The organism is Agrobacterium sp. MS2, assembly GCF_003261015.1.
Classification (GTDB): domain Bacteria; phylum Pseudomonadota; class Alphaproteobacteria; order Rhizobiales; family Rhizobiaceae; genus Agrobacterium; species Agrobacterium pusense.
The window spans coordinates 498,779-513,494 of sequence record NZ_QLNF01000084.1 but is presented as its reverse complement, the minus strand read 5'-3'; the positions used below and the strand labels follow the sequence as shown (position 1 = coordinate 513,494).

At 58.4% G+C, this 14,716-nt stretch carries 13 protein-coding genes; 9 read left to right on the top strand and 4 right to left on the bottom strand.

Annotated features, from left to right (window positions below; genetic code table 11):
* Nucleotides 1-72: 72 nt before the first annotated feature.
* Nucleotides 73-282 (top strand): cold-shock protein, encoded by a 210-nt coding sequence (locus DOU54_RS22675; protein ID WP_003492998.1) that lies wholly within the window; start codon nucleotides 73-75, stop codon nucleotides 280-282.
* A 386-nt stretch (nucleotides 283-668) separates the two neighbouring features.
* On the opposite strand, the gene DOU54_RS22670 is transcribed toward DOU54_RS22675, so the two are convergent.
* From DOU54_RS22670 to DOU54_RS22655, 4 genes are all read right to left on the bottom strand, one after another.
* Nucleotides 669-2,060, bottom strand: coding sequence for a dipeptidase (locus tag DOU54_RS22670; RefSeq protein ID WP_006699824.1), 1,392 nt, complete (start codon nucleotides 2,058-2,060; stop codon nucleotides 669-671).
* A gap of 164 nt (nucleotides 2,061-2,224) precedes the next feature.
* The gene (locus tag DOU54_RS22665; protein ID WP_022555354.1) at nucleotides 2,225-2,659 is read right to left on the bottom strand and encodes a MarR family winged helix-turn-helix transcriptional regulator; all 435 of its coding nucleotides are present in this window, start codon (nucleotides 2,657-2,659) and stop codon (nucleotides 2,225-2,227) included.
* Between the two features lie 318 nt (nucleotides 2,660-2,977).
* On the bottom strand, nucleotides 2,978-3,346 hold the full coding sequence (locus tag DOU54_RS22660; RefSeq protein ID WP_022555355.1) for a hypothetical protein: 369 nt from the start codon (nucleotides 3,344-3,346) through the stop codon (nucleotides 2,978-2,980).
* 42 nt (nucleotides 3,347-3,388) lie between these two features.
* Nucleotides 3,389-3,772, bottom strand: a complete 384-nt coding sequence (locus tag DOU54_RS22655; protein WP_113731824.1) for a hypothetical protein — start codon at nucleotides 3,770-3,772, stop codon at nucleotides 3,389-3,391.
* A gap of 90 nt (nucleotides 3,773-3,862) precedes the next feature.
* On the opposite strand from DOU54_RS22655, the gene polA reads away from it, so the two are divergent.
* The 8 genes from polA (at nucleotide 3,863) to DOU54_RS22610 (ending at nucleotide 14,621) form a co-directional block, all read left to right on the top strand.
* Nucleotides 3,863-6,859 carry a DNA polymerase I gene (gene polA / locus DOU54_RS22650; RefSeq protein ID WP_113380830.1) on the top strand — a complete coding sequence of 999 codons (2,997 nt, stop codon included), beginning with the start codon at nucleotides 3,863-3,865 and terminating at the stop codon, nucleotides 6,857-6,859.
* A 75-nt stretch (nucleotides 6,860-6,934) separates the two neighbouring features.
* On the top strand, nucleotides 6,935-7,654 hold the full coding sequence (locus DOU54_RS22645) for a DUF1868 domain-containing protein (RefSeq protein ID WP_113380831.1): 720 nt from the start codon (nucleotides 6,935-6,937) through the stop codon (nucleotides 7,652-7,654).
* 192 nt (nucleotides 7,655-7,846) lie between these two features.
* Nucleotides 7,847-8,032 carry a 50S ribosomal protein L32 gene (gene rpmF, locus DOU54_RS22640; protein WP_003507205.1) on the top strand — a complete coding sequence of 62 codons (186 nt, stop codon included), beginning with the start codon at nucleotides 7,847-7,849 and terminating at the stop codon, nucleotides 8,030-8,032.
* A gap of 160 nt (nucleotides 8,033-8,192) precedes the next feature.
* Complete coding sequence (locus tag DOU54_RS22635) at nucleotides 8,193-10,019, top strand: sensor histidine kinase (protein ID WP_113380832.1); 1,827 nt, start codon at nucleotides 8,193-8,195, stop codon at nucleotides 10,017-10,019.
* Complete coding sequence (locus DOU54_RS22630) at nucleotides 10,016-11,362, top strand: sigma-54-dependent transcriptional regulator (protein ID WP_004439142.1); 1,347 nt, start codon at nucleotides 10,016-10,018, stop codon at nucleotides 11,360-11,362. The genes DOU54_RS22635 and DOU54_RS22630 overlap by 4 nt, the downstream gene beginning before the upstream one ends.
* Nucleotides 11,363-11,560: 198 nt before the next feature.
* Nucleotides 11,561-12,544, top strand: coding sequence for a tripartite tricarboxylate transporter substrate-binding protein (locus DOU54_RS22620; RefSeq protein ID WP_006699819.1), 984 nt, complete (start codon nucleotides 11,561-11,563; stop codon nucleotides 12,542-12,544).
* A 100-nt stretch (nucleotides 12,545-12,644) separates the two neighbouring features.
* Nucleotides 12,645-13,106, top strand: a complete 462-nt coding sequence (locus tag DOU54_RS22615; RefSeq protein ID WP_004439147.1) for a tripartite tricarboxylate transporter TctB family protein — start codon at nucleotides 12,645-12,647, stop codon at nucleotides 13,104-13,106.
* A gap of 9 nt (nucleotides 13,107-13,115) precedes the next feature.
* On the top strand, nucleotides 13,116-14,621 hold the full coding sequence (locus DOU54_RS22610) for a tripartite tricarboxylate transporter permease (RefSeq protein WP_004439149.1): 1,506 nt from the start codon (nucleotides 13,116-13,118) through the stop codon (nucleotides 14,619-14,621).
* Nucleotides 14,622-14,716 lie beyond the last annotated feature (95 nt).

Genomic DNA, 14,716 nt, shown 5'->3' with positions numbered 1-14,716 from the left:
TTTCCTTCAAATTCGACCCCAAGACCGCGCTGCTCGCAGCGCAAATACAATTGCCAACGGAAGGAAATCGTTATGGCGACTGGTACAGTAAAGTGGTTCAACGCAACCAAGGGCTACGGCTTCATTCAGCCGGACGACGGTTCGCAGGACGTATTCGTTCACATCTCGGCTGTTGAGCGCGCAGGTCTGACCGCCCTCAACGACGGCCAGAAGCTTTCTTACGAGCTGATGCAGGACCGCCGCTCTGGCAAGATGTCCGCAGGCAACCTCGTCGCTGCCTGATACGCAACAGGCCCGAAAGGGTTTCTTGCATGAACTGAAAGGCCGGATTTTTCCGGCCTTTTTCTTTGGAAGGAAGTCCGGCGGGCGGGGTCTTGAAAACGGCAGTACGTATACCGATATGGGGTCCAACAGTGTTTCAGATGAAAACTGTCAGGGGCGTCTTAAGATGCCGCTGTTGTTGCGTTAACCAAAGATTAACCAAAACAGATGATCCTGATTGTGAAAGCGGCGTCGGAAATCGACGCGCTCTGAAACATCAGACCGTTGAACCGCTTTGACCACGGATGTACTGGCATTGACGGAAAACGGATGGAAAGGTCGGGCTTGCCCGGCCTTTTTGTTTTTGGAGTGAGCGGAGGCGCCCGACCAGTGGCGCCTCCTCTTTTTTATTTCGCGGCCAGTGCGTCGAGAATGCGGATCCAGGAGCGAATGCCCTTGTGGAAGGACTGCAGGTCGTATTTTTCATTCGGCGAATGAATGCGATCGTCCGTCAAGCCGAAACCGACGAGCAGCGAATCCATGCCGAGCATCTTCTGGAAATCGCCCACGATCGGGATAGAGCCGCCCATGCCGATCACGACGGCCGGTTTGGGCCACTCTTCCGAAAGGGCGTTCTTCGCCTTGGTCAGGACGGGTGAATCGTATGAAAGCTGGATCGCCGGCGATGCGCCATGCTCGTGGAATTCCACGGAGCAATCAGCCGGAATTTTCGAGCGTACATAGGCCCGGAAGTTTTCGCGAATGGCGGCGGGGTTCTGTTCGCCGACAAGGCGGAACGACACCTTGGCGGAAGCTTTTGCTGCAATAACGGTCTTGAAGCCATCACCGGTGTACCCGCCTATGATGCCGTTGACCTCCGCTGTCGGCCGCGCCCAGGTCTGTTCCAGCACGGAGCGGCCCTTTTCACCCGAGGGAACCGAAAGGCCCACTTCACCGAGGAAGGTTTCTGCGGTGCGGCCCAGCGTCTCCCAGGCAGCCTTGATATTGGCGGGCGTTTCTTCCACGCCGTCATAGAAGCCGTCGAGCGTCACGCGGCCGGTCTCGTCATGCAGGCCAGCGAGAATGTCGGTCAGGATGTGGATGGGGTTTGCGGCGGCACCACCGAAAAGACCCGAATGCAGATCGCGATCGGCGGCGGTGATGACGATTTCTTCGCCGACCAGACCACGCAGCGCCGCGGCAATGGCGGGCGTATCCCGGTCCCACATGCCGGTATCGCAGACCAGGGCATAATCCGCCTTCAGCTCTTCCGCATTCGCTTCGAGGAACGGCTTCAGCGAGGGCGAACCGGATTCTTCTTCACCTTCAAAAAGAATGGTGACGCGCACCGGCAGGCCGCCATTCACGGCCTTGTAGGCGCGGCAGGCCTCCACGAAGGTCATCAGCTGGCCCTTGTCATCCGCCGTACCGCGTCCTGTAATCACCTGACGGCCTGCGCCGATATCCTTGACGGCGGGTTCGAAAGGATCGTTTTCCCAGAGATCGAGCGGATCGACCGGCTGTACATCATAATGGCCGTAGAAAAGCACATGTGGGGCGTCTTCATTGGCCGCATCGTGATGCGCCACCACCATGGGGTGACCGGCTGTATCGCGAACGGAGGCGGTAAAGCCAAGCGCTGAAAGCGTTCTCACGAGCCATTCCGCCGCCTTGCGGCACTCGGCCTTGTAAGCGGGGTCCGTGGAAATCGACGGAATGCGAACGAGTTCGAACAGTCGCTCGAGGCTGGAGGTGAGATTGTCATCGGCAGTGGAAAGAATGGGGGAAACGTCTGTCATCGCTGATCCTGTCATGTCTGTCGTGACCCGGCGATAAGACGAAACATCCGGGCATCGCGCATCGCGGGAAACAAGGGCCGGCGTGTCGTGAATCGGCAAACGCGCGGCCGCGGGAACGATAGAGCAGTTCAGGAAAACTGCGAAGCGGTTTCGAGTTGGAAGCGCTATTTTGCTTTTTTTGCGCTCTCGATGGCGCGGCGCATATATTCCAGCAGAAGCTGGCGTTCAAAACGCCGGAAATCCGCAAGCAACATGTCTTCGGTGGCCTCAGAAGCGGCAATGGCATTCGCTTCCAGGTCCCTGCCGCGCTGCGTCAATTCGATGATCTGGGCGCGGCGGTCACCGGGATGCGTCTTTCGCACGATCAGCCCGTCGCGCTCCATGCGTGAGAGCGTGTTAGCAAGCGTTGCCTGTTCGACATCGATTCTGTCGAGCAACTGCCTTTGCGTCAGCCCTTCTTCATGCCAGAGCTCGATGAGAATGGGGAATTGGCCGGGAGAGAAGCCCAATGCGGCGGCTCTTTTCTGCAGCGCCATAGTGAACTCCCGCGCCATTTTGGCGGCGAGATAGATGGCCGATTCATCCCGGGAAAACCCCATTCCTCCGTCCCTCAGACAGTTTGGCCAGGCGGCGCCGGCAATTCAATAGTGCGATATATATCGCACGATATGTTTTTGCCAGCCGGTAACAGGCGCAAAATAAAACCGCCATGGCCTGGAGGGGACGGCCATGGCGGTCATATTGGAGGACAAAGGCCCGGAGAGGGGGAAAGGCCTTTGTCCGGTCTGACGCGGCGGGGGACGAGCCAGCTATCAGACTACGGCGTGATCAGGCGCCGTCCTCTAAGAAATGTGTCTGCAAATGCGGCTTTTCAAGGGAAAGATGGATTACAAATCGGTAAGGTATGAGCCGGCGTTTCAAAACTCTCGCCTCCTGCGCTCCACGTAAACAATCAGCGCAAAACCCACTCCAGCAAGCGCAGCTGTTGTACATAAAAAAAAGAGTGCCTGGCGGCCGACGCCAAGCTCTGAGGGCAAAATGGCCAGAACGAGAAACGCGGTAAAAAGTGCTGCGTTGGCGACAAGATAAAGGGCCGTTCCAGCGGGGCTTTGCAATGCGACGGCGGAAAAACTGCTGAGCCCTTGGATAGCCGTGCAATACATCATGGCTAGCAGCCCGTGATGAAAAATCTCCGTTGCATCACTCCCTCCAAACCAAGAGAGGAGAACAGTGGCGGCGGTCAATGAGATCCCACCTGTTAATGCTGATACTATACGGTCGCGCAAGGTAGGCTCCCTAACTCCGGGAAATTTTAAAGTGATATCTATTTAACGGTTCTCACCATGTCTGCTTTTTTGAAGCGTTCCTAAAGCAAAATTCGCGCCGCCTACGACTATGACGAACAGGCAGAAATAGAGGATCTGACCGCGCAGATCGTTGGGCAATGGATCAATGACAATTAGCAAGAATATACCGAGAACTGCCGCTTCGAGAGCATGATACTCGAGCATCGTCAAAATGCCACGGCGGTGGTCTCGTTCTCTTGGAAAAAAATGGCGCAGTCCCGTCGTCGCCAGAAGATAAAGTGGTGCAAGCAGGGACTTCTGAAAAATAGAAACCCCATCCTCACCATTGAACCACACGAAAAGACCTGTGGCAGTGGCGAATAAAAGCGCTCCAAAATAAGTTTGTAAGATAGCATTTTTCGACATCGGCTTTTCCCTAGAAATCATCAAAGATATAGCCTCGCATCCGATCTCGACGATAGACCTTTCGCCTCTGGCGCGCTATCCATGCTACCCATGAAAAAAGGCGATCATCTCTTCCTCGTCGACGGGTCCGGTTTCATTTTCCGGGCCTTCCATGCCATCCCGCCGCTGAACCGCAAGTCGGACGGGCTGCCGGTCAACGCCGTTTCCGGCTTCTGCAACATGTTGTGGAAGCTCCTGAAGGATGCGCGCAACACCGATGTCGGCGTGACGCCCACGCATTTTGCGGTAATTTTCGATTATTCGTCAAAGACATTCCGCAATGAGCTTTATGATCTCTATAAAGCCAATCGCACGGCGCCGCCGGAAGATCTGGTGCCGCAATTCGGGCTGATACGGGAGGCGACGCGCGCCTTCAACCTTCCCTGCATCGAGACGGAAGGCTTCGAGGCGGACGATATCATCGCCACCTATGCCCGGCAGGCGGAGGCCATTGGGGCCGATGTCACCATCATCTCCTCCGACAAGGATCTGATGCAGCTCGTCACTGCCAATGTCCACATGTACGATGCGATGAAGGACAAGCAGATCGGCATCCCTGATGTCATAGAGAAATGGGGCGTGGGTCCCGAAAAGATGATCGACCTGCAGGCCATGACCGGCGATTCGACCGACAATGTTCCGGGCATCCCCGGCATCGGTCCAAAGACGGCCGCGCAATTGCTGGAAGAATACGGCGATCTCGATACGCTGCTCGCCCGGGCAGGTGAGATCAAGCAGCAGAAGCGTCGGGAAAATATCATCGCCAATGCGGAACTTGCTCGTATTTCCCGACAGCTCGTGGCCCTGAGGACCGACGTGCCGCTGGATCAGCCGCTTGAAGCACTGGTGCTGGAACCTCAGAACGGCCCGAAACTCATTGCCTTCCTGAAGGCGATGGAATTCACCACGCTGACGCGGCGGGTTGCCGAAGCGACAGAGACCGATGCTTCCGCCATTGAGTCCGCCAATGTGCCGGTTCAGTGGGGCGCTGACGCCCATGGTCCCGATCTCGATGCGCCGTCCGCTCCGGCTCCGGGCGAAGCGGCTGCTGGCGTAACGGGCACTGCGGTTTCGCCCGCTATTCCGGCGCGGAAAGGTGCAGGGGAGGGCAGCGCGCCGGCTGATCTTGCCACCGCCCGTCAGACGCTTTTTGCCGCCGCGAAGATCGACACGAGCGCCTACACGACGATCAGGGATCTTGCGACGCTGGACCTCTGGGTTGCGGCGGCGCGGGAAACGGGGGTCGTCGCCTTCGATACTGAAACGACCTCGCTTGATCCGATGCAGGCGGAGCTCGTCGGGTTTTCGCTGGCAATCGCCGATAATGGCAAGGATGCCTCGGGCAGCGATATACGCGCCGCCTACATTCCCTTGACGCACAAGACTGGCTCCGGCGGCGATCTATTCAGCGATGGTATCAGGCTCGCCGAAGGCCAGGTGCCCTTTGACGAAGCACTGGTCCGTCTCAAGGACTTGCTTGAAGACGAGGCCGTGCTGAAGGTCGCGCAAAATCTCAAATATGACTATCTGCTCATGAAACGCCATGGCGTCGTCATGCAGAGTTTCGACGATACGATGCTGATCTCCTATGTGCTTGAGGCTGGCAAAGCGACGCACGGCATGGATTCGCTGTCCGAACGTTGGCTCGGCCATACGCCGATCCCCTATAAGGACGTGGCGGGATCGGGCAAGTCGAGCGTTACCTTCGATTTTGTCGACATCGACAAGGCGACGGCATATGCAGCGGAGGACGCTGACGTCACCTTGCGGCTGTGGATGGCGCTGAAGCCGCGGCTTGTTTCAGAACGGCTGACCAAGGTTTACGAGCGGCTGGAACGTCCGCTTGTGCCTGTTCTGGCTCATATGGAGGAGCGTGGCATCACCGTCGACCGGCAAATCCTCTCACGTCTTTCCGGCGAACTCGCCCAGAAGGCGGCAGCGTTTGAAGAGGAAATCTACGAGCTGGCCGGCGAGCGTTTCAACATCGGCTCGCCAAAGCAGCTCGGCGACATCCTGTTCGGCAAGATGGGCCTGCCGGGCGGCTCCAAGACCAAGACCGGCCAATGGTCGACCTCGGCACAGGTGCTGGAGGATTTGGCGGCTGAAGGTATTGAACTGCCCCGCAAGATCGTCGACTGGCGGCAGCTGACGAAGCTTAAATCCACCTATACGGATGCACTGCCGGGATATATCCACCCGGAGACGAAACGTGTGCATACATCCTATGCGCTGGCCTCCACCACAACAGGCCGTCTGTCGTCCTCGGAACCGAACCTTCAGAACATCCCCGTCCGCACGGCGGAAGGGCGAAAAATCCGCACGGCTTTCATCTCCACGCCCGGCCACAAGCTTCTTTCCGCCGACTACAGCCAGATCGAACTGCGCGTGCTGGCCCATGTCGCCGATATTCCGCAGCTTCGCAACGCCTTCGAAAACGGCATCGACATTCATGCCATGACGGCTTCGGAAATGTTTGGTGTGCCTGTCGAAGGCATGCCCTCGGAAGTGCGCCGCCGCGCCAAGGCCATCAATTTCGGCATTATCTACGGTATTTCGGCTTTCGGTCTCGCCAACCAGCTCGGTATCGCCCGTTCTGAAGCCGGCGAATATATCAAGAAATATTTCGAGCGTTTTCCCGGCATCCGCGACTACATGGAGGCGACAAAGGCTTTCGCCCGTGAGAACGGTTATGTCGAGACGATTTTCGGCCGCCGCGCCCATTATCCGGAAATCCGCTCGTCCAACCCTTCCGTGAAGGCCTTCAACGAGCGCGCCGCCATTAACGCGCCGATCCAGGGCTCCGCGGCGGATATCATACGGCGCGCCATGGTCCGTATCGAACCGGCGCTGGAGGCTGAAAACCTTTCCGCCCGCATGCTGTTGCAGGTGCATGACGAACTCATCTTCGAGGTCGATGAAGCGGAAATCGAGAAAACTCTGCCCGTCGTCGTCTCGGTCATGGAAAATGCGGCCATGCCGGCAATCTCCATGAAGGTGCCATTGCAGGTGGATGCCCGCGCGGCTGACAACTGGGACGAGGCGCATTGACCGGCTTTTGGCCGGTCCATGTCATGGCTGTGTCGCGTGCACGGATTAGAGGAAACGCTTCACGAGGAGTTTCCCATGCACGCCCCGCTCGTCTCGAAAGATCTCGGCTATATTTCTGCTGCCTGTCATGATCAGCCGCCGCGCCATCTCGGCAGCCGCTTTAATGAGAATGGTGAGTTTCTGCCTGAGCCGGGCAATACGGTCGTCTGCCATCTTGTCGGGGGCTCGCAGACCGAAAACGCGATCATTGCGACGCGTCAGCGCTTCCTGGATATGCCGGAGGCATCCCAGCTTGCTTTCACACCGGCTTCCAGCCTGCACATGACGGTGTTTCAGGGCATCATCGAGTTTCGGCGTGCTCTGCCCTATTGGCCGCAGACAATGCCGCTTGATACACCGATCGACACGATGACGGACTATTATCGCGACCGCCTTTCTGCTTTTCCGGCGCTGCCGGGATTCAACATGCAGGTCACCGGTTTGCGGCCGGTAGGTCTGGTCCTGACGGGAGCCACCGCCGAGGATGATCGCATTGTGGCCCTGTGGCGGGATGCATTCGCCGATTTCTTCGGATATCGCCATCCTGACCATGACAGCTACGAGTTTCACATCACCCTGTCCTACATCATCAGCTGGTTCAAGCCTGAGTGCCTGCCGCGCTGGCAGGCGATGCTTGACGAGGAACTGGAAAAGCTGCGTGCCGCGGCGCCAGTTATGGAGATGCGTCCGCCGGCTTTCTGTGAATTCAGGGATATGAACCACTTCAAGGAGCTCGTTGTTTTCGATAGAAGGTGAAGCATGATTTGCGTTGCCTGAGGGCAGTTCGCCGCATGGTTTTTGCCGAATCGGAAAAAATGCGCGTCAGGGCTGGTCAAAGCCCGTTTGGGCATGTATAAGCGCGCCAAATTTCCGATATCGAGACATCCGACATTCGGCCTTTGGTTCTGGCCGGTTCCGTTGTTTCGCCGCTTAAGTGGAGTAACAAAAATGGCTGTACCAAAAAGAAAAACAAGCCCGTCCAAGCGTGGCATGCGCCGCTCGGCTGACGGTCTCAAGTCTGCGACCTATGTTGAAGACAAGAACTCCGGCGAACTGCGCCGTCCGCACCATATCGATCTGAAGACCGGTATGTATCGCGGCCGTCAGGTTCTGACGCCGAAGGAAAGCGCATAAGCTTTTCCGACGTGACTTTGCAAAAACCGGCCCTCGTGGCCGGTTTTTTGTTTTTAGCGAGCTATAACGGTGTCCAGCGCTCACTTGGAAAATCTCGTCACTCCTCCTACACTCGCTTCGGGAGAGCGGGTTAGATGCCTGCCGCGTGAGGGGAGTTTCGGTGAAATATCGCTGGATTTTGTTGATGATGCTCGGTCTTGGCCTCGGTTACGGCGCCGTGACAAAAGGAAGCGGCGTCATTGCAGAAAGCTATTTCGGTGAAATGTCCGAGCAGGGGCGCACGACGCTCCGGCTTGCCGTCTCCGCCCTTGGCGGGCTGTTGAATCGTTACGAGCCGCTGCCTGCCTTGATTGCAGATCATGATGACATTGAGGAGCTGGTCGCACATCCCAAGGATGAAGCCCTGCGACAGCGCGCCAATGTCTACCTCAAATCCATCAACACCCTGCTGGAATCCTCCGATATCTACATCATTACGCTGGATGGCGAGACAATCGCGGCCAGCAACTATGATGGTCCGACAAGCTTCGTCGGTGAGAATTTCAGCTACCGTCCCTATTTTCAGGATGCGGCGAAGGGCCTGCAGTCGCGGTTCTTCGCGCTCGGCACGACCTCGCACAAGCGCGGATATTATTTCTCCGCGCCTATTCTCTTCAATGCGGAAATAAAGGGCGTCATCGTCTTCAAGGTCGACATCGAAGGCATAGAGGCCTCCTTCGGCGATGGCGAAAACCGTATTCTTGTGTCGGATCCCGAAGGCATCATTTTCATGACCGGCACACCGCAATGGCTTTATTCCGGCCTGATGCCGCTGACGCCCGAGAGACTGGCGCGTACCGAGGCCTCACGCCGTTACGCCAATGCCACGCTGAAGGAACTGCCGCTGAAACACGGCAGTTTCGGCTCGCATCAGCTGATGACGATTACCCAGAATGAGGGGGACAGGGAATATATGGTCCTGTCGCAGCCGATGGCGGATGCAGGATGGACCGTCAGCGTGCTGATGGATACCGGTTCATTGCGGACACAGGTGAAGACGGCAATGATCGCGATCATCCTGTGCCTGTGTCTGGCAGCGGCGCTCATTGCGGCGATGCTGCAGAGACGGCGACGGCTGCGTGAACGGCTGACCCATCAGGCAGAAGCCCAGGCGGAGCTGGAACGTCGGGTCGAGGAACGCACTGCCGATCTGGCGCGTGTGAACGAGGAGATCGAACACGAAATCGCCGAGCGCCGCCAGACGGAAAAACAATTACGCAAGATGCAGAATGATCTGGTGCAGGCGGGCAAGCTTGCGGCGCTCGGACAGATGTCGGCAGCCTTGTCGCATGAAATCAACCAGCCGCTTGCCGCAGCCAAGAATTATGCCGAAAACGCGTCGCTTCTTGTAGAGCGCGGGCGGCTGGACGAGGTCAGGGAAAACCTCAGGCGCATATCGGGGCTGATCGATCGCATGGCCTCGATCAGCAGGCACCTCAGGAATTTCGCCCGAAAGCCGAACGAAAAAATGACTGCGGTCAGCCTGGAAACCGTGCTTCGCGACACGCTTGAAATCGTCGGTGCCCGGTTGAAGGCCGCCAATGCGGTGCTGGATGTCAATCTCGGCCCGGTGCCACTTGCGGTGAAAGCTGGTCCGGTGCGGCTGCAGCAGGTGCTCGTCAACATCATTTCCAACGCGGCGGACGCCGTGGAGGGGCGCGAGGATCGGCGCATCGCGCTCGAGGCCGTACAGCACGGCCAGACGGTTTCCGTCTTCATCCGCGACCGGGGACCAGGCGTTCCGCCGGCAATTTCGGATCGCATCTTCGATCCGTTTTTCACCACCAAGGGTGTGGGGCGTGGCCTCGGCCTCGGGCTTTCCATCTCCTATAACATCATCAAGGATTTTGGCGGCCAGTTGCGGGTGAGAAATCATGAGGAAGGGGGCGCGGAATTCGAGATCGAATTGCCCGCCGCCGCCTGGCGCATGGAGGCGGCTGCGGAATGACCATGTCGCGGGTTTTGCTGATCGATGACGAAGAGGAACTGCGCTTCTCCACTGCCCAGGCGCTGGAGCTTTCCGGTTTTGCCGTTACCATGCTGGCGAGCGCCGAACACGCGCTCGAACTCATCGGCTACAGTTTTGATGGGGTCGTGGTCAGCGACATCCGCATGCCCGGCATGGACGGCATGACGCTGCTGCAGAAGGTGAGGGAGCTCGATGCGGAAATACCTGTGATTCTGATGACGGGTCACGGGGATGTTCAGCTGGCGGTCAACGCCATGCGCAATGGCGCCTATGATTTCATCGAGAAGCCGTTCACACCGCAATATCTCGCGGGCATCATCAAGCGGGCCAATGACCGGCGGGCGCTGGTGCTGGAAAATCGCCGTCTCAAGGCGGTGGCGGGCAAGCATGACGATCTCGAAACGCGCCTGCCGGGCAGAACCCAGGTGATGGTCGATCTGCGGTACCGCATTCGCGCCATCGGTGCGACGGATGCCGATACACTGATCGTCGGCGATACAGGCGCAGGCAAGGAGGTGGTTGCGCGGGCATTGCACGATATCAGCAGCAGAGCCAACCGGCCCTTTGTCGCGATCAACTGTGCGGCGCTTCCGCAGACATTGATTGAGAGCGAGTTGTTTGGTCACGAGGCCGGCGCCTTTCCGGGCGCGCTGCGCCCGCGTTATGGCAAGTTCGAACACGCGCGCGGCGGCACCATCCTGCTGGATGAAATCGGCTCTATGCCTTTCGAACTGCAGGGCCGATTGCTTCGCGTGCTGCAGGAAAGAGTGATTACCCGTCTCGGCTCGAATGAAACGGTCGAACTCGACGTGCGCTTCATCGCCACCAGCAAGGTAGATCTGGAACAGGAAGTTGCGGCTGGCCGTTTTCGCGCCGACCTTCTTTACCGCCTTAACGTCGCAACAATTCTCGTGCCATCGCTCTCGCAGCGCAGCGCGGATATTCCGCTGCTCTTCCTCCATCTGGTACGAGAAGCTGCCGCCCGCTACGGGCGGGAGGATATGGAGGTGCCGCAGCACCTGCTCTCCGCTGTTTCGCTCAGGGAATGGCCGGGCAACGTCCGGGAATTGCGCAACGCTGCGGACCGCTTCGCGCTGGGCCTGGAAACCGACGTATCCGATGCGTCGCCGGCGTTTCAGGATGATGGCAGGTCGGCTCTTGCCCCGAGGGTCGCGGCATATGAAAAAAGCCTGATTGCGCAGGCCATCGCAGCCCATGGTGGAAATCTGAAATCCGTTTATGAGAACCTCGGCATCTCCCGCAAAACGCTTTATGAGAAGATGCAGAAATACGAGCTTCACCGGCATATGACCGAGATCTGATGGGTGGATTTCCACCCATCTTTAGGCAGTCATGGGTTGAAATCCACCCATTATCTTTGGTTACACGGATAAAACTGCGTTTCATCGCAACAGTGCCGTTGCTGAATGTCACTTCGGGATCGCAAATATCGTCACCCCGGCCGCCATGGAGGAGCATGCGCGGCTGAAGTGGCGATCATTTTCATCCGGGAGGAATCGATGAAAATACTGAAGACAGTTTCCGGCCTTGCTGCCGCCGCTGCCGTTTCCCTTTTCGCGCTGTCCGCATCCGCTCAGACCTATCCCGAGCGTAACATCACCATGGTCGTGCCTTTCTCGGCCGGTGGCCCGACGGACACGGTGGCGCGTCTTGTGGCTGAATCCATGTCGAAGGATCTTGGCCAGCAGATCATCGTGGAAAATGTCGGCGGCGCCGGCGGCACGCTTGGCGCTGGCCGCGTTGCCTCCGCAGATCCCGATGGTTACACCATCCTTCTCCACCACATCGGCATGGCGACTAGCGCCACGCTCTATCGAAAGCTCGCTTACGACACGACAAGTGCTTTCGAATATGTTGGTCTGGTCACGGAAGTGCCGATGACCATCCTGTCGCGCAAGAACCTTGAGACCACGGACCTCAAGGGGCTGATCGATTACGCCAAGGCGAACAAGGACAAGGTCACCGTTGCCAATGCCGGCATCGGCGCGGCCTCTCATCTGTGCGGCATGCTGTTCATGAGCGCCATCGAGACGCCGCTCGTTACCGTGCCCTACAAGGGCACCGGCCCTGCCATGACCGATCTGCTGGGCGGCCAGGTCGATATCATGTGCGACCAGACCACCAACACCACCAAGCAGATTCAGGGCGGCACTGTGAAGGCTTACGCCGTAACCTCGCCGAAGCGGCTGGATGTGCTGAAGGACGTGCCGACAGTTGCTGAAGCTGGCTTGCCCAAACTCGAAGTCGGCATCTGGCACGGCATCTACACGCCGAAGGGCACGCCCGCGGAAATCAACGAGAAGCTCTCCAAGTCGCTGCAGATCGCGCTGAAGGACAAGAATGTCGCGGCGCGTTTTGCGGAGCTCGGCACTACGCCGTCGCCGGAAAGCGATGCGACACCGGCGGCGCTGAAGGCCAAGCTTGAGAGCGAAATCGCCCGCTGGAAGCCGGTGATTGAGGCTGCCGGCCAATATGCCGACTGATGAACGCGGAAAGACCGGCGGTTTCCTGCCGCCGGTCGACCGTGATCAACTTTAACAGGCGAACCGGCTGAATGTCGGGCGCCGTGGAGGGGCATCTTTCATGAAGTCGTTATTTAATGACCCTGCCGAAGCAGTCTGCGGGGCAATTTTTATGGGGCTTGGCGTCTTTTTTGCCTTGCAGTCCTATGGTCTGGAAATCGGAACCGCCTTCCGTATGGGGCCGGGCTACTTCCCGCTGGTACTCGCGATCATCCTGATCCTGCTTGGCGGCGTCATATTCCTGCGCGCAACCCGGCCGGCTGGCGAGGGCATCGGCGCAATCGCCTGGCGCGGCATATTTTTCATCCTGCCCGCGCCGATCTTTTTTGGTTTCACTGTTCGGGGCCTGGGTTTTGTGCCGGCGCTGTTTTTCAGCGCGCTCATTGCGTCCTTCGCCTCACACAAGATGAGCCCGTTGATGGCGGTCGTTCTTTCCGCGGCTATCACTGTCTTTTCCGTCGCTGTTTTCAATTATGGTCTTGGCCTGCCTTTCCAGCGCTTCGGCCCCTGGCTCAACTTCTGAGGTATAGCGATGGATTTGCTCGATAATCTTGCGCTCGGTTTCGTCACCGCCTCGTCGCTGGCAAACCTCTTTTTCTGCCTGATCGGCGTGCTGCTTGGCACCCTCATCGGCGTTCTGCCCGGCATCGGCGCGACGGCGACGATCGCCATGTTGCTGCCGATCACCTTCCAGCTTGAGCCCGTCTCGTCGCTGATCATGCTCGCCGGCATCTATTACGGTGCGCAATATGGTGGATCGACCACGGCGATCCTGATCAATATGCCCGGCGAATCGTCCTCTGCCGTCACCGCCATCGATGGTTACCAGATGGCACGCAAGGGCAAGGCGGGTGCAGCGCTTGCCATCGCCGCCATCGGATCGTTCTTCGCCGGCACGGTGTCAACCTTCCTCGTCGCAATCTTTGCGCCGCCGCTCACGGCAATCGCGCTGGAATTCGGCGCGGCGGAGTATTTCTCGCTGATGGTCGTCGGCCTTGTGTCTTCCATCGCGCTCGCCCATGGCTCCATCGTCAAGGCGTTGGCCATGGTCGTGCTTGGCCTGCTGCTCGGTCTCGTCGGCACGGATATCTATAGCGGCACGCCGCGTTTCACCCTCGGTATCCGCGAATATGCCGATGGCCTGAATTTCGTGGCTGTGGCTGTGGGTGTCTTCGGTATCGCCGAAATCCTGCGCAACCTCGAAAACGAGCGGACCCGTTCGGTGCTGATCGCCAAGGTTAGCGGCTTGATGCCGACCAAGGATGATTTCAAGCGCATGGTAGGGCCGGTTCTGCGCGGCACGGCCATTGGTTCGGCTCTCGGCATCCTGCCGGGCGGCGGGGCGATCCTCGCCGCCTTTGCCTCCTACACCGTGGAGAAACGTGTCTCCAAGAACCCGGAAGAATTCGGGCACGGCGCGGTTGCCGGTGTGGCCGGTCCGGAATCAGCCAACAATGCCGGCGCCCAGACGTCGTTCATTCCGCTGCTCACGCTCGGCATTCCGGCCAATCCGGTGATGGCGCTGATGATCGGCGCGATGATCATTCAGGGCATCGTTCCCGGTCCGAATGTGGCGACCGAACAGCCGGCGCTGTTCTGGGGCATCATCGCCTCCATGTGGATCGGCAATCTGATGCTCGTCATCCTCAACCTGCCGCTGATCGGGCTGTGGGTGAAGCTGCTGACGGTGCCCTACTACGTGCTCTTCCCGATCATCATGGCCTTCTGCGCCATCGGGGTCTACAGCGTCAATTCAAACGTCTTCGATCTCTATGCCGTCGCCTTCTTCGGCTTCATCGGTTACGTGCTGGTGAAACTGCGCTGCGAACCTGCCCCTTTGCTGCTCGGCTTCGTGCTCGGTCCGCTGCTGGAGGAGAACCTGCGACGTGCCATGATCCTGTCGCGTGGCGATCCGTCGACCTTCGTGACCCGGCCGATCAGCGCCACCCTGCTTTTCATTGCGCTCGCCGTGCTGATCATCGTCTTCCTCCCCAGCGTGAAAAAGAAACGCGAAGAGGTTTTCGTAGAAGAAGACTGAGAATGCGATAAACTCATGAGGCCGGCGATGGAGACATCGCCGGCTTTTCTGTCTCTGTTTCCGCCATGCCGAATTCCCTTCACGAAAGCGACATA